The sequence below is a fragment of the Enterobacter sp. PL_is511 genome (genome assembly GCF_055816065.1).
Window position 1 is genome coordinate 84295 of sequence record NZ_JBVPGP010000019.1, and the last position, 18920, is coordinate 103214.

18 protein-coding genes are annotated in these 18920 nt (G+C 57.4%); 7 read left to right on the forward strand and 11 right to left on the reverse strand.

Annotated elements, in window-relative coordinates; translation table 11 throughout:
* Position 1: 1 nt before the first annotated feature.
* Genes AC0TN7_RS06730 through AC0TN7_RS06740 form a run of 3 tightly spaced genes read left to right on the forward strand, consistent with a single transcriptional unit; the run spans position 2 to position 3160 of the window.
* The gene (locus tag AC0TN7_RS06730) at positions 2–1057 is read left to right on the forward strand and encodes a 2Fe-2S iron-sulfur cluster-binding protein (RefSeq protein WP_473701946.1); all 1056 of its coding nucleotides are present in this window, start codon (positions 2–4) and stop codon (positions 1055–1057) included.
* Positions 1051–2220 carry an alkane 1-monooxygenase gene (locus AC0TN7_RS06735; protein ID WP_473701947.1) on the forward strand — a complete coding sequence of 390 codons (1170 nt, stop codon included), beginning with the start codon at positions 1051–1053 and terminating at the stop codon, positions 2218–2220. The genes AC0TN7_RS06730 and AC0TN7_RS06735 overlap by 7 nt, the downstream gene beginning before the upstream one ends.
* A complete protein-coding gene (locus AC0TN7_RS06740; protein WP_473701948.1) occupies positions 2213–3160 on the forward strand; it encodes an alpha/beta fold hydrolase in 948 nt (315 codons plus the stop codon). Before AC0TN7_RS06735 ends, AC0TN7_RS06740 begins: the two co-directional genes overlap by 8 nt.
* Here the strand turns inward: AC0TN7_RS06740 and AC0TN7_RS06745 are convergent.
* Entirely contained in the window at positions 3128–3841 is a 714-nt protein-coding gene (locus AC0TN7_RS06745) for a 4'-phosphopantetheinyl transferase family protein (protein WP_473701949.1), read from the reverse strand. The two genes, AC0TN7_RS06740 and AC0TN7_RS06745, sit on opposite strands and share 33 nt — an antisense overlap.
* Positions 3842–3937: 96 nt before the next feature.
* A complete protein-coding gene (locus AC0TN7_RS06750; protein WP_473701950.1) occupies positions 3938–4786 on the reverse strand; it encodes an SDR family oxidoreductase in 849 nt (282 codons plus the stop codon).
* Between the two features lie 84 nt (positions 4787–4870).
* On the opposite strand from AC0TN7_RS06750, the gene AC0TN7_RS06755 reads away from it, so the two are divergent.
* Positions 4871–5257, forward strand: coding sequence for a winged helix-turn-helix transcriptional regulator (locus AC0TN7_RS06755; RefSeq protein ID WP_023334278.1), 387 nt, complete (start codon positions 4871–4873; stop codon positions 5255–5257).
* Between the two features lie 98 nt (positions 5258–5355).
* Here the strand turns inward: AC0TN7_RS06755 and AC0TN7_RS06760 are convergent, their stop codons facing one another.
* Positions 5356–7299 carry a bifunctional 2',3'-cyclic-nucleotide 2'-phosphodiesterase/3'-nucleotidase gene (locus AC0TN7_RS06760; protein ID WP_473701951.1) on the reverse strand — a complete coding sequence of 648 codons (1944 nt, stop codon included), beginning with the start codon at positions 7297–7299 and terminating at the stop codon, positions 5356–5358.
* 190 nt (positions 7300–7489) lie between these two features.
* On the opposite strand from AC0TN7_RS06760, the gene cysQ reads away from it, so the two are divergent.
* Positions 7490–8230: a 3'(2'),5'-bisphosphate nucleotidase CysQ gene (gene cysQ, locus AC0TN7_RS06765; RefSeq protein WP_024907298.1), complete on the forward strand. Its 741-nt coding sequence runs from the start codon at positions 7490–7492 to the stop codon at positions 8228–8230.
* On the opposite strand, the gene AC0TN7_RS06770 is transcribed toward cysQ, so the two are convergent.
* Positions 8224–8781, reverse strand: coding sequence for a YtfJ family protein (locus AC0TN7_RS06770; RefSeq protein WP_032651402.1), 558 nt, complete (start codon positions 8779–8781; stop codon positions 8224–8226). The genes cysQ and AC0TN7_RS06770 overlap by 7 nt on opposite strands.
* Before the next feature lie 324 nt (positions 8782–9105).
* On the opposite strand from AC0TN7_RS06770, the gene AC0TN7_RS06775 reads away from it, so the two are divergent.
* Positions 9106–9312, forward strand: a complete 207-nt coding sequence (locus tag AC0TN7_RS06775; protein ID WP_008501430.1) for a DUF1107 domain-containing protein — start codon at positions 9106–9108, stop codon at positions 9310–9312.
* A 71-nt stretch (positions 9313–9383) separates the two neighbouring features.
* On the opposite strand, the gene paeA is transcribed toward AC0TN7_RS06775, so the two are convergent.
* The 6 genes from paeA to AC0TN7_RS06805 form a co-directional block, all read right to left on the reverse strand.
* Positions 9384–10721 carry a polyamine export protein PaeA gene (paeA, locus tag AC0TN7_RS06780; RefSeq protein ID WP_023310162.1) on the reverse strand — a complete coding sequence of 446 codons (1338 nt, stop codon included), beginning with the start codon at positions 10719–10721 and terminating at the stop codon, positions 9384–9386.
* A 194-nt stretch (positions 10722–10915) separates the two neighbouring features.
* The gene (locus tag AC0TN7_RS06785; protein WP_473701952.1) at positions 10916–12463 is read right to left on the reverse strand and encodes an MFS transporter; all 1548 of its coding nucleotides are present in this window, start codon (positions 12461–12463) and stop codon (positions 10916–10918) included.
* A 79-nt stretch (positions 12464–12542) separates the two neighbouring features.
* Complete coding sequence (locus AC0TN7_RS06790; protein ID WP_248165839.1) at positions 12543–13565, reverse strand: Gfo/Idh/MocA family protein; 1023 nt, start codon at positions 13563–13565, stop codon at positions 12543–12545.
* 12 nt (positions 13566–13577) lie between these two features.
* Positions 13578–14645: a Gfo/Idh/MocA family protein gene (locus AC0TN7_RS06795; protein WP_048989441.1), complete on the reverse strand. Its 1068-nt coding sequence runs from the start codon at positions 14643–14645 to the stop codon at positions 13578–13580.
* Between the two features lie 11 nt (positions 14646–14656).
* Positions 14657–15826, reverse strand: coding sequence for a Gfo/Idh/MocA family protein (locus tag AC0TN7_RS06800; protein WP_048989440.1), 1170 nt, complete (start codon positions 15824–15826; stop codon positions 14657–14659).
* Between the two features lie 16 nt (positions 15827–15842).
* Positions 15843–16994 (reverse strand): Gfo/Idh/MocA family protein, encoded by a 1152-nt coding sequence (locus AC0TN7_RS06805; RefSeq protein ID WP_473701953.1) that lies wholly within the window; start codon positions 16992–16994, stop codon positions 15843–15845.
* 192 nt (positions 16995–17186) lie between these two features.
* Here AC0TN7_RS06805 and AC0TN7_RS06810 point away from each other — a divergent pair, with 192 nt between their 5' ends.
* Positions 17187–18245 carry a LacI family DNA-binding transcriptional regulator gene (locus tag AC0TN7_RS06810; RefSeq protein WP_024907292.1) on the forward strand — a complete coding sequence of 353 codons (1059 nt, stop codon included), beginning with the start codon at positions 17187–17189 and terminating at the stop codon, positions 18243–18245.
* Here AC0TN7_RS06810 and msrA read toward each other — a convergent pair whose 3' ends face one another.
* Positions 18246–18887: a peptide-methionine (S)-S-oxide reductase MsrA gene (gene msrA, locus AC0TN7_RS06815; protein ID WP_473701954.1), complete on the reverse strand. Its 642-nt coding sequence runs from the start codon at positions 18885–18887 to the stop codon at positions 18246–18248.
* Between the last annotated feature and the right edge of the window lie 33 nt (positions 18888–18920).

The window sequence follows — 18920 nt, forward strand, 5'->3', positions numbered from 1 at the left end:
GATGCTGAAGAGATGGTTTTCCCGCCGCGGTCATTTTCAGGGGACGCTTGAGGGACATGAATTCCCCCTGCCGTCCGGCCATACGCTCCTCGAAAGCGCGCTCAACGCCGGCGTTTCCCTGCCGTATAACTGCCAGGTCGGCTCGTGTAAATCCTGTCTTTGCCGGGTAACGAGCGGCAAGGTGCGTTCGCTTGTCGACCTGAGCTATTTGCTCAGCCAGGAAGAGATTGCCGCCGGCCACGTGCTGGCATGCCAGTGCCTGCCAGAATCGGATTTAACGTTGGCCGCGGCATCCGCGTCCTGGACGCCTACGCGAGTTAAGCAGGCTGTTGCGCTCTCATCCACGGTATGGCGCGTGACGCTGCTGGCGGAGCAGACATTGCCCTTTCAGCCAGGACAATACGTTCAGGTCGGTCTCGAAAAGGATAAGGATATCCGGAGCTTTTCCGTGAGCTGGCCGAGCCAGGGGCGAGAGATTGTTCTGGATATCACGCGCCGTGAAGAGGGGCGGTTATCCCCACTGCTGTGTGATGAACAGGCGGCTGGCCGGAAGGTGTGGCTCTCAGACTGCCTGGGGCAGTTCGGCCAGCGGGATGACGGTAACGGTCCTCTGCTGGCTATCGCCAGTGGATCGGGACTGGGAACGACGCTGGGTCTGGTCCGCGCCGCGCTGGCGCGTCATCCCCACCGCGAGGTCATGCTGATCCACGCGGTTCGCAGGCGGCAGGACACATTCGACCTGCAGGAACTGCAGCGTCTGCGTCAGCACTATCCCGGTTTTCACTTTCTGCACGCGTTATCCCGGGAGCGCGAGGTTCAGGCGCTGGAGCTGGCAGGACGCATTACCTGCTGGCTGGACGACTGGCGCGCCCTCTATCCCCGCCGGACGGCGGTAGCCGAATGGCGCGTCGTGATTTGCGGCAATCCCGCGCTGGCGCAGGCGTGTCGGCAAAGGCTGCTTGCCGGAGGGGTGATGAGCCACCTGCTTGAAATGGACTGCTTCTCCCCGCCGGTCGGTGCAAAAAACAGTCATAACAATAAGGAGCCCGTATGTTGAGTTACCTGAGATTTGCCCTTGTCCCCTGCGTTTTTTTTCCGCTGACCGCGCTCACAACCGTGCTCGGCGGCGTGTGGATCGTCGTCTCCATGCTCTGCGTGACGCTGAGCTATCTCCTTTTCGATAACGCAACCACGCACGACACTGCCGATCGCCACTACCGGCTGCCGGCGCTGCTGGAAATCATCCCGTATTTACAGCTCCCGGCCGCGCTGCTGGCGTTGTTCGCCCTTATCTGGCAGGCCGCGCCGGGCGATCTGCTCGGGTTTGGCGCATGGCTTTCCGCCCTGACGGGTCACAACATCATGGCGCTGCATCACCTTACCGAGCCTGAGCTGCTGCTTGCGGCGGTCTCCACCGGCTATACCATGAGCACCAATACCGTGGTGGCCCATGAGCTTATCCACAAAACCCACAGCCTGGCGGCGATGATGGTCGGGCGCTGGCTTCTGGCGCTGGTCGGCGATGCGCAGTTTTCGATTTCACATGTCTATTCGCATCATCCTAACGTGGCGACCCCGGCGGACGGCGCGACGGCGCGTCGTGGGGAGAGTGTGTATCGCTTCTTTATCCGTTCTTCTCTGTCGCAGTATGTTGAATCCTGGCAGGTGGAAGCGCAGCGGCTGTCGCTTCAGAACCGAGGCGGCGCCATGCTGGTGAACCGGGTGGTGAGCGGGGTGCTGATGAGCCTGCTGATCGTGGCGATCTGCTTTACAGCGGCGGGCGACCGGGGCGTGCTGGCGTGCCTGGTGACCATGCTGGTCTCTAAATTCCTGTTTGAAACGGTGAATTACATCCAGCACTACGGTCTGGTCCGCCTTCCCGGCACGCGGGTGGAGCCGCGACACAGCTGGGATTGCAATAACCGGGCCTCGTCGGCCGGTCTGTTGAACCTGACGCGCCACTCCGATCATCACACCCATCCGCGTCGTGAATACTGGAATTTGCAGGCGCACAGCTACGCGGTGGGAATCGAAAAAGGGTATGTCGCCCATATTTTTTACGCGCTGATCCCGCCGCTGTGGTTTAAGCGAATGGAGGCAAAACTCGCGTACTGGGACGAACACGTTGCCAGTGACGCAGAGCGTGCCCTGATCCGTCAGTCTGAATCATCCGCGGTTAAGTCCACTGTTCCCTGTGTTTCCGGAGAGTCCCATGAGTGAGCAATTTGATCGTCTGATTGAGCAAGCCTACCAGCGGTATCGTGGCCCCGCCTACCTGCGCTCGCCGATGGTGTCATGCGTGAAGGCCGGTATCCGCCTGATGGATCGGGTTGTGCCGGGGGCGACCGCCGACTGGCTGGGCAATCGGTTTTTTACGCCGCGCCGGGTGCCGACGCGTGCAGGCGATAAAGAGATGACGGCGCTGGCGAGCCGCATTGAGTCTCTCCCTTTGAGTAATGGTAAACATGCGGTGGTGTACCGCTGGGGCAGCGAGGGACCTACCGTGCTGTTAGCCCACGGCTGGGAGTCGAGGGCTTCCCACTTTGGCAGGCTGATCAAGACGCTGGTCGAAAAGGGGTTTCAGGTCATCGGGTTTGACGCCCCCGCACATGGCAACGCGGCTGGACGTCAGAGCAGCATCGTCGAGTTCATTGAAATCATTGAACAGCTGGCGCAGCAGGAAAGGGGTTTTGACGCGATTGTGGCGCACTCGTTTGGCGGGTTATCCGTTATTAATGCGGTAAAAGCGGGATTGCGGACCCGCGCGCTGGTTATCGTGGGGGCGCCGACGCACTTTAGCGGGCTGGTCACCAAATATGCCGCGATCCTGAATCTCCCGGGTCGTCAGCAGCAAAGGCTACGACGGTATATTGAAGGGTACTTTGGTATTGGCGAGGCGGTCTGGCAGCGCTTTAACGCCTATGAGGGGCTACAGCAGGTCGATCAGCCCGCCCTTGTTATTCACGACAGCAGCGATGACATCGTATTGCGGGTCGAAGCGGAATGCCTGGTCAACGCCTGGCCTGGCGCGAGGCTGGCAGAGACCCACGGTCAGGGGCATAACCCGCTGCGCCGTCCGGGGGAGGGCATCGACATGGTGATGGCGTATCTGGCTCCCTTGCTGGCGTCAGGCAATGAGCGTGATAACCCTGTCGCCTGAGAGCTGATAATAGCCCTGGATCCGGCTGCCCTTTACGCGTTGAGGTGACAGCGTTTGGGTCAGCTCCAGGGTGATCCTCTGCTGTTCAGGCGCGATGTGGCACACGCGGGCCGCGTCAAAATCGAGGGCGGGGCCAACCTCAGGATAGAGCGCCTTATAGAGACTCTCTTTTGCGGAAAAGGTGATGAGTAGCGCGCTGGCCTCGTCGATCTGGCTGGCGGCAAGACATTCCCGCTCCTGCAGTGTGGTAAACAGGTGCGCTGTCCGCTGCATCATCCCGGGGGCAAAAAACTCAATGTCGACGCCCGGCGTCAGGCCAGACGCCTCTGGCGCGATGACCGCCAGCGCCCACGCATGAGAATGTGACAGGCTTCCCCGCCAGCCGGAAGGCCACACCGGAGAACGATCCGGCGCGCTGCCCGGCGTAGTGTCACAGCCGAAGGATCTCAGCACCTGCTGCGCGGCATAACGTGCCGCAAGATACTCCGCCCTGCGTTTTACCACGGCGCTGTTGAGCGGAGCGGGAAAAGGGATGCCCCATTTATCAAAGAGCCCGTCATGGTAATCACGCGCGGTGAATGAGACCAGGCAGTAGCGCAGTGCGGGGAAAGGGGCGACGTTGCCCATCTCAACGGAGTGAATAAAAGGGGGCGCGGAATCCGTGTTTATCGCAGTAAACATAGCAGGGTTTCGGTATCTGTCGGGAGGACAGAATGCCATATAAGTGCGTGCCGGGTAAGGGGAATCACCCGGCCGCGGGAGAAAACGGTCAGGCCGTTACAGAATGGCTTTGATGCTCTGCGCCAGCGGCGTCGTTACGCGCCCGATCAGTTTGCTCAGCGTATGGCTATCGTCAAAAAGTCCCCCTTTGGAGGCACCGACATCGGAGTCCGCCAGCATATCTGCCAGCCCGGCAGGCAGGCCGACGCTTTTCAGCGCGGCGGCAAAATCCGCTTCACTGAGATTCTGATAGGTGACCGGCTTCCCGCTCTGCTTGCTGAGTTCAGCCGCCAGTTCGCTCAGCGTCCAGCCGTGGTCGCCCGCCAGTTCATACACCTTGCCCGCATGGCCCTCTTCAGCGATCACTTTCGCTGCCGCCGCGGCATAGTCTGCGCGGGTGGCAGAGGCAATTTTGCCTTCGCCTGCCGCACCAATAAACACGCCGTGTTCCAGCGCAGGCGGCGCGCTCGCCAGATAGTTTTCGGTATACCAGCCGTTGCGCAGCAGGGCATAAGGAATGCCGGACGCCGCCAGCGCGTTTTCAGTGGCAACGTGTTCAACGTGCAGACCGAGCGGTGATGTGTCCGCGTGCAGCAGGCTGGTGTAGGCGATAAATTTCACTCCTGCCGTTTTGGCGGCGTTAATCACGTTCTGGTGCTGGGTTGCGCGCTGGCCGACTTCACTGGAAGAGATCAGCAGCAGTTTATCCACGCCGCTCAGCGCGGCGGCGAAGGCGGCTTCATCCGTGTAGTCTGCCTGACGCACCACTATCCCCTGCTGGCTTAAGGCTTGCGCTTTCGCCGGGTTACGTACGATGGCCACAATCTGGCTGGCCGGTACGGTTTTCAACAGCTGTTCGATAACGAGATGGCCAAGCTGGCCTGTAGCGCCGGTAATCGCGATCATGGTGAATCTCCTTCGTGTTTGTCTGATGTTGTGGCACACTAGCACCATAGCTAACTTTTAGTAAGTACGTACAAAAAGGTAAGTATGAAAACAACGATACCGACGCTCAGCGAACAAATGCGCGATGGCAATCTTTTCGCGGAGCAGTGCCCTTCACGCGAGGTGCTCAAACATGTGACCAGCCGCTGGGGTGTCCTGATCCTGCTGGCCCTTCGCCAGGGAACGCATCGCTTTAGCGATCTGCGCCGTAAAATGGGCGGGGTGAGCGAAAAGATGCTGTCCCAGTCGCTCCAGGCGCTGGAGCTGGACGGGTTTGTCGATCGCGTGTCGTATCCGGTGGTGCCGCCGCACGTAGAGTATAGCCTGACGCCGCTGGGCGTTGAGGTGAGCGAGAAGGTCGCCGCGCTGGCGGACTGGATTGAGGTTAATACGCCGAAGGTGATGGCGAACAGGGACGATCGCGCGGCGTAAAAGCCGGGTATGTGCGGCCTGATGCCCTCACCCTGGCCCTCTCCCACAGGGAGAGGGAACAAACACCAAAAACGGCAACGTGCGTTGCCGTTTTGCTTTTACTTGCTCAAGTCCACCTGATAAATCGCGAACCCGATATCATCCGTCGCGACCTGTTTCATCGGGTACTGCGCCTTCTGCTTAATAAACGCGGCTGCCTTATCGGACGGTGACGTTTCAAAACGGATATCCAGCGGCGTATCGCTGTGGATCGGCGCGAGACGCCAGTTGTTATCCACTGCCGGATGAATTTCTCCCGCTTTTTTCGACTCCGCGCTGATCCACGCCGCCAGCACCGAGCGGTTCTCATCTGGAGAAGCAAAGGCGATGTGGCTATCGCCCGTACCGGCAAACTTACCGCCGTAGGCACGGTAGTTATTGGTCACCACCAGGAAAGTGGCATTCGGGTCGATCGCCTTGCCGTTGAAGGTCAGGTTTTTGATGCGCTCCGCCTGCGGGTTGATCGCCTGACACTCGCCGTCATATTTCGCCGGCTGGGTGACGTCAATCTGGTAGTTCACGCCGTCGATCACGTCGAAGTTGTAGGTACGGAAGCCGTCCCAGTTAATCAGCGACTGCGGCTTGCTGCTGTGCGGATCAATCTGGTTAAACTGTCCGGCAGAGCACTCCAGCCACTCTTTCACCTCTTTCCCGGTGGCTTTAACCACCACCAAAGTATTCGGATAGAGGTAGAGATCGGCGGCGTTACGGAAGGTCAACTGGCCCTTTTCGACCTCCACATAGCTTGCCGGGTCATTCTTACGTCCGCCCACTTTGAATGGCGCTGCGGCCGACAGGAGAGGCAGTTTTGCCAGATCCGGATCGCCCTGCACAAAGTGCTCGGCATAGGCTTTCTGCGCCATATTGACGACCTGAACGGTCGGGTCATCCTGCACCAGCGCCAGGAAGCTGTACATGTTGTCGGCGGATTTGCCGATCGGCTTGCTGACGAATTCGCGCGTGGCGTCGTGATCGTGCTTCAGCACGTCGACCAGTTTTTTATCTTCAGCCGCCAGAGATTTTTTAGCCGCAGCGTCGTAAATCGGGCGCGCTTCAGCTTTCGACTGCGTCACCTTCCAGCTGCCGCTGTCGTTGTTCAGCACCAGGTCCACCACGCCCAGATGGTCGCCCCACATGCCCGGCATCACCGACGGCACGCCGTTGAGCGTGCCTTTCTCAATGTCCGCCCCTTTGATGCTGGCAAAATCTTTGCCCGGGAAGACCGCGTGGGCATGGCCGAAGAGGATCGCGTCGACACCCGGGACCTCACTGAGGTAGTAAACGGAGTTTTCTGCCATGGCCTGGTACGGATCGGCGGAGAGACCCGAATGGGCGACAACGACCACCAGATCGGCGCCTTTTTTACGCATTTCCGGCACGTATTTGCGCGCGGTTTCGGTGATGTCGTTCACGGTCACTTTACCGTCGAGGTTGGCTTTATCCCACGTCATGATCTGCGGCGGGACAAAACCGATATAGCCGATTTTTAGCGTCTGTTTTTTACCGTCCTTGTCGACGACGCTTGTCTCTTTAATCAGGTAAGGGGTAAAGAGCGGCTTTTGGGTCTTAACGTCGATGATATTGGCGTTAACGTACGGGAATTTTGCACCTGCAAGGGCATCGTGCAGGTATGTCAGACCGTAGTTGAATTCATGGTTGCCAAGGTTACCGACGGTATAGTCCAGAGTGTTCATCGCTTTATAAACAGGATGGATCTCGCCTTTTTTCAGCCCCTTGGTCGCCATGTAATCCCCGAGCGGACTGCCCTGAATGAGATCGCCATTATCGACCAGCACGCTGTTTTTCACTTCGCCACGTGCGGCATTGATCAAACTTGCCGTACGTACCAGTCCGAATTTTTCCGTCGGGGTATCTTTGTAGTAATCGAAGTCCATCATGTTGCTGTGCAGATCGGTCGTTTCCAGAATACGCAGATCTACCGTCGCCGCCTGAACGCTCGCTGCTATCAGCGTCGCCAGAAGCGTTGCACTAAACTTAATCATCAGAGGAGTCCTTTTTTCGATGCAGACCACAAAAGAGTATGTATCTATAGCTTGTTGCTTACAGAAATGTGAATCCTGACAGAAAAATGTAACCTGAAACCGGAATTGCTTCACAGATAGCGGAATTGTTCACATTACGATATAACTAAAACAAAGAGTTAACCTCACTGCGTTAACAAAGAGGTGGAAAATGCTAGATAAAATTTGTCAGCTCGCACGGGATGCGGGAGATGCCATCATGCAGGTGTATGACGGTAGTAAACCTATGGAGGTGGTCAGCAAAGCCGACGACTCTCCGGTCACGGCGGCAGATATTGCGGCGCATAAGGTGATCCTGAAAGGGTTACAGGCCTTAACGCCGGACATCCCCGTCCTGTCAGAAGAAGCGCCGCAAAGCTGGGAGGAGCGTCAGCACTGGCAGCGCTACTGGCTGGTCGATCCGCTGGACGGGACAAAAGAGTTCATCAAGCGCAACGGTGAATTCACCGTCAATATCGCCCTGATTGAAAAGGGAAAAGCGGTGCTGGGCGTGGTCTATGCGCCGGTCATGAAAGTGATGTACAGCGCCGCAGAAGGGAAGGCGTGGAAGGAAGAGTGCGGCGTGCGCAAGCAGATCCAGGTGCGCGATGCGCGTCCACCGCTGGTGGTGATTAGCCGCTCGCACAGCGACAGCGAGCTGCAGGAGTATCTGCAACAGCTGGGTGAACACCAGACCACCTCGATTGGCTCATCGCTGAAATTCTGTCTGGTAGCGGAAGGCCATGCGCAGCTCTACCCCCGCTTCGGGCCAACCAACGTCTGGGATACCGCCGCCGGGCATGCCGTTGCAGCGGCAGCCGGGGCACACGTTCATGACTGGCAGGGCAAGCCGCTGGACTATACCCCGCGCGAATCCTTCCTCAACCCCGGCTTCCGCGTCTCGATTTATTGAGCCAGCAGCTTATGCAGCAGGTCAACAACCTGCTGCACCTCTTCCTGGGTTAATGCCCCGTCTTTCACCCACTGAACGCGACCTTCTTTATCCAGCACGATAATGGCGGAGCTCTCTTCTTCCAGTTGCCAGGCCTTACGGGTGACGCCGTTGCTGTCGACGATAAACTGCGACCACGGGTAGAGCTTTTTATTGCTCTCAAGGCTTGAGCGCACAAACATCCCGGAGCCCGGAATGGCGTCATCGGTATTCACGATCGTGGTGGTCTGGTAGCGGTCGTGAGGGAATTTTGCGGCCTTGATCGCTTCCACCAGGTTGGCATTTTTCTCTTTTGCGGATGTACGACCGGCAATATGTTGTACAACTCTCACTTTGCCCGCGAGCTGCGCGCTATTCCAGGCTTTGTAGCTAAACTTATCATTGTCGAGAATCAATTCTCCCCGGTCAGCAATGCCGACTGGCGGTACACGTTGTCCTTTTTCAATGCTGTGAGCGGAAGCCCACAGGGGCAGCAGCAGGCAGGCTGCTGCAAGGATATTACGTAGGGTCATGGCGTTTCCTTATTGTTTGCAGGTGATCCGACCACTTGGTCTTGCGCTTTTAATGATAAGTGCGATCAATGTGGTTTTCCCGCAATCCCGATGCCAGTTTGCGGGTGAACGCACATATCCATGAAAAAACGACGGCTTATACTGCTCTCAGTCACGCTTTGCAAAGATTATTCTGAATAATTGTAATCAAACGGTAAATAAACTTATGCACACTGGGTAACACCGTAGTTCTGGTCTATAGTCATTGGGCATTAAAATTTGCGCTCAGGACAGTCGGGCCGATTGTGGCACCGCAAGAGCGTATGATTCGCAGGAGATACAAGAATGAAAATTTTCCAACGCTACAACCCGCTTCAGGTGGCGAAGTACGTGAAGATCCTGTTCCGTGGACGGTTGTATATCAAGGATGTTGGCGCTTTTGAGTTTGATAAGGGCAAGATCCTTGTCCCAAAAGTGAAGGACAAACAGCACCTGTCTGTGATGTCCGAAGTCAACCGTCAGGTTATGCGTCTGCAGACTGAGATGGCTTAACCAACGTGCTATGCAGTAGTTAAAAAGACGGCTCCCGATGGGAGCCGTTGATGTTTGTGAGGGCCAGAACGTTACGCCGACACCTTCTCTTCCGCGTCCGGCAGCTTCGGCACCAGTACGGTCGGTTTGTTGTCGATGCGCGTCACCAGCAGCTGGTCGATGCGGTAGTTATCAATATCCACCACCTCAAACTTGTAGCCGGAGAACTTCACCGAGTCGGTACGTTTCGGGATCTTACGCAGCATAAACATCATAAAGCCGCCGATGGTCTCGTAGTTGCCGGACTGCGGGAACTCGTCGATATCCAGCACGCGCATCACGTCTTCAATCGGCGTGCCGCCATCAATCAGCCATGAATTATCGTCACGCTGAACAATCTGCTCTTCCAGCCCCTGGCCAACCAGGTCGCCCATCAGCGTGGTCATCACGTCGTTCAGGGTGATAATACCCACCACCAGCGCGTATTCGTTCATGATAACCGCGAAGTCTTCCCCGGCGGTTTTGAAACTTTCCAGCGCTTCTGAGAGCGTCAGGGTGTCCGGCACAATCAGGGTATTGCGGATCTGCACGCCGCTGTTGAGCGCCAGGCTCTGGTTCGCCAGCACGCGGTTCAGCAGGTCTTTGGAGTCGACGTAACCGATGATGTGGTCGATATCTTCATTACAGACCAAGAACTTGGAGTGCGGATGCTGCGCCACTTTGTTCTTCAGGCTCTGCTCATCTTCATGTAAATCGAACCAGATAATGCTTTCACGGCCCGTCATGGAAGACGGCACGGTACGGGATTCCAGTTCAAATACGTTCTCAATCAGCTCGTGCTCCTGCTTGCGCAGCACACCGGCCAGCGCGCCGGCTTCCACGACCGCATAAATGTCGTCAGAGGTGATGTCGTCTTTACGCACCATCGGCAGCTTAAAGATGCGGAAAATCACGTTCGCCAGGCCGTTGAAGAACCACACCAGCGGACGAAACACGTACAGACAGAAGCGCATCGGGTTGATGATACGCAAAGCCACAGCTTCTGGCGCAATCATACCGATGCGTTTCGGGGTCAGGTCGGCAAAGAGGATAAACAGGCCGGTGACCAGCGAGAAGGAGAGGATAAAGCTCAGCTGTTCGGCCAGCTCAACGGACATGTACTTAACAAAGAGGCTATAAAACGCCGGGGAAAACGCCGCATCGCCCACGATACCGCCGAGAATGGCGACCGCGTTGAGGCCGATCTGCACCACGGTGAAGAACATGCCGGGGTTTTCCTGCATTTTCAGAATGCGGGTGGCATTGATGTTGCCTTCATCGGCAAGCAGCTTCAGTTTGATTTTACGGGACGCGGCCAGCGAGATCTCAGATATCGAGAAAAATGCACTGACGGCAATCAGACAAAGTATTACTAAAATACTGTTTAACATAGTTTATCCGGCTTCTCGCCAGATCCTCAGAAGGGGAATTGATACCATTTGTGTGAAAACACATTGAACGTCAGCTCGTAGCGTTGAGCCGATTATTTCAGCGGGTAGTATAGCGTAAAGAGATGTAAATCTGCCAGAGGTCACATTTTTGGCATAAAACAGACCGGACAGCGGGCGCTGTCCGGTACATCGCGTTATTTCACGGTAGACAGGCGGACATCGCCCACCGCCCGACGGGTGGCATCGCCTCCCCATACCTGATCGTATTCATAGCCCGTGAGCTGCTTAATCACCACGCGGGTCCCGGCGTCGCAGTCGCGGTAATCGCCACCCAGCTTACGGCGCGCAATCTCCTTCAGAAGCAGCTTGTGCGTCTCACGGGTGAGCTTGAACCTGTAGGTGGTGAAGAAGCTGACCGCCAGCAGGGCTGCCGTTGCGAAGATCATCAGGCCGATAATTGCCCCCAGCGCGCTTTCAGGCTGCGCGCCGCTGCCCTTCACAAAGCCGGACTCCTGCAGCACCAGGCCAATGATCATGATGGCAATCGCCACCGTGCTCTTGCGGGTCAGGACCATCACGCCGGCAAAAATCCCTTCGCGGCGCTGCTGGGTCACCATCTCGTCAATATCCGGAATGAAGCTGTAGATATTCCACGGAATATAGTAGAGGCCAGAGCGGGCGGCACCGAGCAGAATAAAGACCGCGGAGAACAGCAGCGTCGGTACCTGCGTTTTAGTGAGGTAGACCGTAAACAGGAAGGCCAGCACCAGGAAGATACAGCCGTAAGCGAGCCGCAGGGCGGCAGACGGCGTGACGTTCAGCCGGTTCAGCAACAGCATAAATCCATAGGTGCCGGGTACCGAGGCGAAGGCCGCAATGCTCAGCCAGCCGGAAACCGCCGAGGCATCCTGGCTCAGGCAATACACGACGTAATAGGTAAAGACCGAACCGAACACGTCCATCGCCGTGAACGAAAAGATGTAAATAATGATATGCAGGCGAAACGCGCGAATACGGAAGGAGGAAAAGAGATCCAGCACCAGATATTTCAGGTGATTGAGTATCCCGCTGCTGCGCTGGTTGTCCACTTTAAAATCTGACTCTTGATGCACATCCTTTGCTTCCCAGGTGGTGTACCAGGTAATAAATACCGCAAGGCAGAACACGCAGGAAAATATCAGCCCGGTGAGGGTATAGGTAAAAGGATTATCTTTACCCGTAAACTGCATAATCACGCCGGGAACCGAAACCGCAAGAAAACCGCCCAGCTGGGAGCAGATCATCCGCACGCCTGAGAGGCGGCTACGCTCTTCATACCGGTTCGTCATCTCAGCCGCCAGGGTCTCCCAGGGTACCAGCACCATCGCCGACAGCAGCTCAATAGAGAGGTAAGTGCCCAGGTAATACCAGTAACCCATGTCCGTCATCCACAGCAGGGCATACAAAAACATGAGCGGTGAACTGAGTAATAAAAAGAAGCGGCGACGACCAAATTTACGCCCGAGCCAGGTATCCCCGAAGTTATCGGTGATATAGCCCATAATCGGGCTTAATAGTGCATCAATCACGCGGGCAATGGCGAATATAGATCCCGCTTCAATGACTGAGAGTCCGCAATAGGTGGTGTAAAAAAATAACAGCCAGGTGCCGATAATGGTAAACGCACCCCCGCCAAAAAGATCGGTTACGCCGTAGCCGAGCGCCACGCCATAACCCACTCTACGTTCAGTTGGTTTGACCATAATAATATCCAGTGTAGGGTAATGATTAACCCGTTTTCTCGGGTCGTTTTTTATTAAGTGCTGGAATACAAATTACGTTCTAGTTATTGATATCTATCCATTGTTTTAACTGAGATGAGCGGTAAATAGCCTCCACAAGCTTGAGTGAATGTCCGGCTTCACGGATGTCGGTGTAATCCATGTTTCCCGGGTGGGTGATAGCGTGATAAAACCGGCGGATCGCCTGCTCGTGCCCCAGTCCCCAGTAGCTTTTGATCTGGCCGTCAGGGGAGTTATCGCTGGCCAGCCTGAGCCGCTCGCCGCGGGCGATGCACCAGAGCACGTTGTTATGCAGCAGCAGCGAGCCCTGTTCACAGTGGATCTCCATCAGAAGCGGGGAATCGGTGGTATTGCAGTTGCTGGCGTAAAACAGGCCGCGGGCGCCGTTGGCAAAGTGCAGCGTGGCCATCGCGCTGTCTTCCCCTTCGGTCACGTCCGCCAGCTCGCCGCTGTCCACCACGCCTTTCACGCGCGTTACGCCGCCTGCGAACCACTGCATCAGGTCGAGGGTATGAATGGCCTGGTTGATCAGCAGGCTGCCCCCTTCCGTTGCCAGCCGCCCGCGCCACGGGCTTTCGGTGTAGTACGCGCCCGAGCGTGACCAGGTCAGCACGGCCTTAATGCTGAGCATTTTTCCCAGCTCGCCGTCCTCCAGCATCTGGCGAATGCGCAGGCTGGTGGGGTTGAGGCGGTTCTGGTAGCACACGCCGAGCAGACCCGACGCCTGTTCGGCGGCGCGGGTGATATCCACGAGTTCGCTGCTGTTCATGCCCACCGGTTTTTCGCAGAAAACATGCTTCCCGGCGGCGAGCGCCGCCAGGATCATGTTCTTATGCTCGAAATGCGGCGTGCAGATGTGGACCACGTCGATGGCATCATCCAGCAGCATTTCCCGGTAATCCTGATAGAAGCGGCACTGATAGCGCATTGCCAGCTCCAGCCCTTTGACGCTGTCGATGTCCACCAGCGCGCGTAGCGCGACGTTGGGGAGCAGGCGCAACGCATTCACATGGCAGCCGTGAATCGCCCCGGCACCGATAACCGCCGTGTTCAGGATCGTCATTGTCGCCTCCCGTTATTCCGTCGCGTTGGCCTGCATCTGGGCCTTCACGCAGAGCTCCGCCGCTTTGAAGGCGTGCGCCTGCGTCATGGCGTTTTCGGTACGATGCAGACAGTCGAGGATCAGTTCGCCAAAGAACGGGAACCCGACCTGTCCGGCGACCGGATAGCGGAATTCCCCCTCTTTATTGACGAGATAAACCACGTCCTGCTCGCCGCGGGTGAGATCGACATATTTGCGGATCTCGATATACCCGTCGGTGCCGAGCAGCGTCAGACGGCCGTCGCCCCAGGTTGAGAGCCCGTCCGGGGTGAACCAGTCGCAGCGGAAATAGCCGCTGGCGCCGTTTTCGCCTCTGATCGTCGCGTCGCCGAAATCTTCAAATGCCGGATGCTGCGGATGGTTGAAATTGCGTGCCTGGCTGGCGACCACGCATGCCTCACTGTTGCCCGTGTAAAACAGAAATTGCTCAATCTGGTGGCTGCCGATGTCGCACAGAATGCCGCCAAAATAGCGACGATCGTAGAACCAGTCCGGGCGGCCGGCCCCTTCCCGGTGCGGGCCGGTTCCCAGGGTTTGCACCACGCGGCCAATGGCCCCCTGCTGCACCAGCTGTCCGGCAAACACCGCGCTCTCGACGTGCAGGCGTTCGCTGTAGTACACGGCATATTTCCGCCCGGTTTTCTCAACCATCGCTTTGGCATCCGCCAGCTGTTCAAGAGTGGTGAGCGGCGCTTTATCCGTGAAGTAGTCCTTGCCTGCGGCCATGGCTTTCAGCCCCAGCGCACAGCGCTCGGAGGGGATGGCCGCACCGGCCACCAGACGCACCTCGTCGTCGTTGAGTATCACCTCCAGCGACTCCGCCACTTTTGCCTGCGGGTATTGCTGGATGAATTTATCCACTTTGGCCGGATCGGGATCGTACACCCATTTCAGGGTGGCTCCGGCTTCAATCAGCCCGTTACTCATCCCGTAGATATGGCCGTGGTCGAGCGCGGCAGCGGCAAAAACAAATTCCCCCTCGCGGACAACCGGCTGGGGTTTACCCACCGGGGCGTAGTTCATTCCGTCATTTTTGTTCATGGTGTCACTCCTTAATCCAGATCTTTGCCAAGGGGGATCGCACCCACTTCGCTGAAGTTGGCGACGCTTGCGGATTTTTCATAAAAACGGGGGGCGAGGGCATTCGTCCCGCCGGTACGGTAAAACGGGTCATCGCGCTGAATCGGCAGCGAGACCACGGTGCGGGTAATGGCGGATTTGTAGATCGCGGTAATCAGCTCCAGCGAGCGTTTGCCCTGCAGGCCATCCACTAACGGCGCCGTGCCGTGCTCAATGGCGGAAAGCAGGTCATTAATCTGCCCGGTGTGCAGCGTCCACTCGAGCTTCGGCGTCTCCTGAAAAACGGCGTTGAGCTGCGCTTCTCGCTGCTGGTCGTGGGTTTCCTGCGGGAAGCCGTTATCGGCGCTGACGCTGGCAAAGGCCTGCCACGGCGCAGAGATACGTGCCTTGTCACCCTGAATAATGATTTTCTGGTCTTCCCCGTGGTGCACGACCGAGGCGGTAAGCTGGGTGAGCGCGCCGCTGGGGTATTTGAAGATCGCGGCGCTGAGGTCTTCGACTTCAGCGTTGTCGTGCGCCACGTTGGTCATCATCGCCACCACCTCGGACGGGAAGCCGAGCATCCACTGAATGGCGTCGATGTGGTGAACCGCGTGGTTAAGGGTGCAGCCGCCGCCCTCTTTTTCCCAGGTGCCGCGCCACCACAGGTCGTAGTAGCAGTGTCCGCGCCACCAGAAGGAGTCCACCTGCGCGTGGCAAACCTTGCCCGCAAGCTCCGAATCCAGCGCTGCTTTTAAGCGCCAGAAGGCATCGGTAAAGCGGTTTTGGGCAATGATGGAGAGCGTTTTGCCGCTGGCCTTTTGTGCGGCGATCATCGCGTCGCACTCCTCCAGCGAGGCGGCCATCGGTTTTTCGCACAGCACGTGGCAGCCCGCGTTCAGGGCATCAATGCCGATCTCTGCGTGGACGTAGGGCGGCGTGCAGACGTCGACGATATCGATATCCGGCTCTGACGCCAGCATCTGCTGGTGGCTGTCATACACCCGGGCGTCCGTCAGGCCGTAGCGCGTTTTTTTCTCGTGGGCTTTTTCCGGGTAGATATCCACCAGCGCGACGATCCGGCAGCGCTGACCAAACTGCAAATAGCCCTGAATATGGTTGTGCGAGATATTCCCTGTTCCCACGATAGCGACATTTAACATCGTTTCTTCTCCGGAGTTACCAGGTGCCGGAGGCATCCAGCGTGACGCTGGCTGTCTCTTTAGCCACTGAGGTGCTGATGAGCTGCTGAAGCAGGCGCAGATACTGTTTTTCGTTGAGCGGGAGTTCGACCCAGTCGTCGGTCCAGGTGGAGAGGTGCATGGCATTGGAGAGCGTCAACCCGCGGATCCCTTCCAGACCCGGCGCAATGAGCGGTTCGCCGCGCAGGATGGCGGCACAGAAGTTGGCGGTAATGACGTGGTGTTCGCTGCATTCCGGGGCGACGGGAAGCGTGACCTCCCAGCATTCAGGCTCTCCAAAACCGTTTTGCCAGCGGGCGTTGAAGGCGGTTTCAGATTCCCGCAGCCGCCAGTAGCGCAGCTTGCCCTCTTCGACGACCACCTTGCCGCGATCGCCGACGATTTCCAGCCGGTTGGTGCCCGGCGTTTCCGCCACGGTGGTGATAAACACGCCCGTCGCGCCGTTGGCATACTCGGCGTAGGCGGTGACCTCGTCTTCCACTTCGATTTGACGATGCTTACCGAACTGGCAGAACGCGCGCAGGCGGACCGGCATGCCGACCAGCCACTGCCAGAGATCGAGCTGGTGCGGGTCCTGGTTGAGCAGCACGCCGCCGCCTTCCCCTTTCCAGGTGGCGCGCCAGCCGCCGGAGTTGTAATAGCTCTGCGAGCGATACCAGTTGGTGATGATCCAGTTGGAGCGGCGGATCTCACCCAGCTCGCCGCTGTCGATCAGATCTTTCACCTTCTGATAGAGCGGGTTCGGGCGCTGGTTGTACATGATGCCGAACACCACATCGCACGCCTGGGCGCAGGCGTTCATCTCCTGTACCTGGGCGGTATACACGCCCGCCGGTTTTTCACACAGGGTGTGGATGCCGTTGCGCATCGCCAGCATCGACAGGCGCGGATGCTCGTAATGCGGCGTAGCGACAATCACCGCGTCGATAAGCCCGCTCTGGAGCATCTCCTGCGCGTCGCTGAACACGGGGAGGGTGCCGACCAGCTGGCGAATGGCCGGATGCTTTTCCGGCGCATTATCACAAACTGCGGCAAGGCAGGCGTCGCTGACCGTACCCGCCAGTAAATAACGCGCGTGGACCGTACCGATATTACCTATTCCAATAATGCCAAAACGTACCTTCTCCATGTCACACCTTAATTTCAGTTGAAATGAGTGATGACCGGAAAATAGGAAAGGGGAGCGGTAGCGACAATGTGTTTTTGTGAGAATACTCGCAAGGTGATTAAGTAATCTCCAGGCGTTTTGAAATTTGGTTTTAAAATCAAAGGACTGTTTCTGCAAATATTTGCAAAAACTGAATGAGAGCGAGGTCACACTATGCCGGGCAAGTTAAAAATGGAGGAAATTGCGGCCCTGACGGGCTATTCCGTCAGCACGGTTTCGCGGGTATTAAGCGGCAAGTCTTATACCAGCGATAAAGCCAGGGAGGCGATCGTTCGCACCGCGCGAGAATTAGGGGTACTGGAGTCCATGGCGAGCGGAAGACTGCTAATTAACGGAATCGCTGTTTTTGCGCCGGAAAGAACCTTTCAGGGACGCGGGGATATTTTTTATCTGGAAGTGACGAAAGGAATTGCGGAAGCCTGCGCGCGGCATAATGTGTGGGTCACGTGCTGTGGTTTAGAAGAACAGCATGCCGATGTGAAAGTCTTTATGGAAAAGGCTAGTCATAAGAATATCAACGCGATAATTATTATTGGCACTGATGATTCCACCATATTTAAACTGGCCAGCACGCTGAATAAGCCCTGCGTGTTGATTAATTCCGTCGATCGGGATCGGGTGCTGGATGCCGTGTCGCCCGATCACCGGGCGATTGGCTTCACCGCCATGCAGTACCTTTTCGAGCAGGGGCATCGCCGCGTGCTCACGCTCACCTGCCTGCGTCGGGATACGCTGTACGCGCGTCTGGACGGCATCAAAGAGGCGTATCGCCATTTTCACGTCGCCTTTGACCCGCAGCGCGATTTGCTCGTGACGGAGTGGTTTACCGCGGAAGAGGCCGAGCAGGCGCTGGATGCGTGGTTAGTGAGTCATGATCGTTCCCAGTGGCCGGAGGTGATTTTCCCGAACAGTACCCGCATGGTGGAAGGGGTGGTGAGGGTGCTAACGCGCCACGGGCTGCGCATTCCGGAAGACATTTCGCTGATTACGACCGATTTTGCATGGAATTTAGCGCACCGTCTGGAAAAACCGGTCACCGGCGTCACGGTGCCCTGCCGCGAGCTGGGGATTGAGGCCGTTCACCTGCTGCAAACGCGGCTCAACCGACCGCAGGCAGCGGTCTTTAACCTGCTGTTACAGGGCAAAGTGATGGATTACGGGTCGGTCAGCAACGCCACGCGCCACGCGGCTCGCGTGGCGCTGGATGAGTAATCAGGCCAGCTGTGGCGGCAGGCAGACGCCGATGCCCCCGATGCCGCAGTAGCCGTACGGGTTTTTATGCAGGTACTGCTGGTGATCGTCCTCGGCGTAGTAGAACGGTTTCGCCGTCGCGATTTCCGTGGTCACCTCGCGCGTATCGCCCGCTTCACGCATGGCCTGCTGGAAACGCTCCAGGCTGGCGCGCGCGGCGGCATCCTGCTCAGGCGTGAGCGGATAGATAGCCGAACGGTACTGGGTGCCGTGGTCGTTGCCCTGTCGCATGCCCTGCGCCGGGTCATGGTTTTCCCAGAAGACCTGCAGAAGCTGCTCGTAGCTAATTACCGAAGGGTCATAGACCACGCGTACCGCTTCCGCATGCCCGGTTTCGCCGGAACAGACTTCGCGATAGGTAGGATTTGGCGTGTAACCGCCCGTGTAGCCAGCCGCCGTGCTGTAAACGCCGGGCAACTGCCAGAAGAGGCGCTCAACGCCCCAGAAGCAGCCCATGGCGAACAGGGCGATTTCCATTCCCTCCGGCACGTTGGTCATGGAATGGCCATTGACGGCGTGTAAGGTCGCCACAGGCATAGGGGTGTTGCGTCCCGGTAATGCATCGGTTTGTGAAACCAGATGCTTTTTGTCGAATAAACTCACGATGGGGCCTCCCGGGGTGCGATGTTTCAGTTA

What these genes read in the sequence shown, in the direction of transcription:
- AC0TN7_RS06775 (WP_008501430.1), top strand. Translation starts at nt 9,106, where the DNA reads ATGAAAATTTTCCAACGCTACAACCCGCTTCAGGTGGCGAAGTACGTG.
- AC0TN7_RS06805 (WP_473701953.1), bottom strand. Translation starts at nt 16,994, where the DNA reads ATGGAGAAGGTACGTTTTGGCATTATTGGAATAGGTAATATCGGTACG.
- AC0TN7_RS06785 (WP_473701952.1), bottom strand. Translation starts at nt 12,463, where the DNA reads ATGGTCAAACCAACTGAACGTAGAGTGGGTTATGGCGTGGCGCTCGGC.
- AC0TN7_RS06770 (WP_032651402.1), bottom strand. Translation starts at nt 8,781, where the DNA reads ATGACCCTACGTAATATCCTTGCAGCAGCCTGCCTGCTGCTGCCCCTG.
- AC0TN7_RS06800 (WP_048989440.1), bottom strand. Translation starts at nt 15,826, where the DNA reads ATGTTAAATGTCGCTATCGTGGGAACAGGGAATATCTCGCACAACCAT.
- paeA (WP_023310162.1), bottom strand. Translation starts at nt 10,721, where the DNA reads ATGTTAAACAGTATTTTAGTAATACTTTGTCTGATTGCCGTCAGTGCA.
- AC0TN7_RS06810 (WP_024907292.1), top strand. Translation starts at nt 17,187, where the DNA reads ATGCCGGGCAAGTTAAAAATGGAGGAAATTGCGGCCCTGACGGGCTAT.
- AC0TN7_RS06730 (WP_473701946.1), top strand. Translation starts at nt 2, where the DNA reads ATGCTGAAGAGATGGTTTTCCCGCCGCGGTCATTTTCAGGGGACGCTT.
- AC0TN7_RS06740 (WP_473701948.1), top strand. Translation starts at nt 2,213, where the DNA reads ATGAGTGAGCAATTTGATCGTCTGATTGAGCAAGCCTACCAGCGGTAT.
- AC0TN7_RS06750 (WP_473701950.1), bottom strand. Translation starts at nt 4,786, where the DNA reads ATGATCGCGATTACCGGCGCTACAGGCCAGCTTGGCCATCTCGTTATC.
- AC0TN7_RS06745 (WP_473701949.1), bottom strand. Translation starts at nt 3,841, where the DNA reads ATGTTTACTGCGATAAACACGGATTCCGCGCCCCCTTTTATTCACTCC.
- AC0TN7_RS06735 (WP_473701947.1), top strand. Translation starts at nt 1,051, where the DNA reads ATGTTGAGTTACCTGAGATTTGCCCTTGTCCCCTGCGTTTTTTTTCCG.
- cysQ (WP_024907298.1), top strand. Translation starts at nt 7,490, where the DNA reads ATGCTAGATAAAATTTGTCAGCTCGCACGGGATGCGGGAGATGCCATC.
- AC0TN7_RS06790 (WP_248165839.1), bottom strand. Translation starts at nt 13,565, where the DNA reads ATGACGATCCTGAACACGGCGGTTATCGGTGCCGGGGCGATTCACGGC.
- AC0TN7_RS06795 (WP_048989441.1), bottom strand. Translation starts at nt 14,645, where the DNA reads ATGAACAAAAATGACGGAATGAACTACGCCCCGGTGGGTAAACCCCAG.
- AC0TN7_RS06755 (WP_023334278.1), top strand. Translation starts at nt 4,871, where the DNA reads ATGAAAACAACGATACCGACGCTCAGCGAACAAATGCGCGATGGCAAT.
- AC0TN7_RS06760 (WP_473701951.1), bottom strand. Translation starts at nt 7,299, where the DNA reads ATGATTAAGTTTAGTGCAACGCTTCTGGCGACGCTGATAGCAGCGAGC.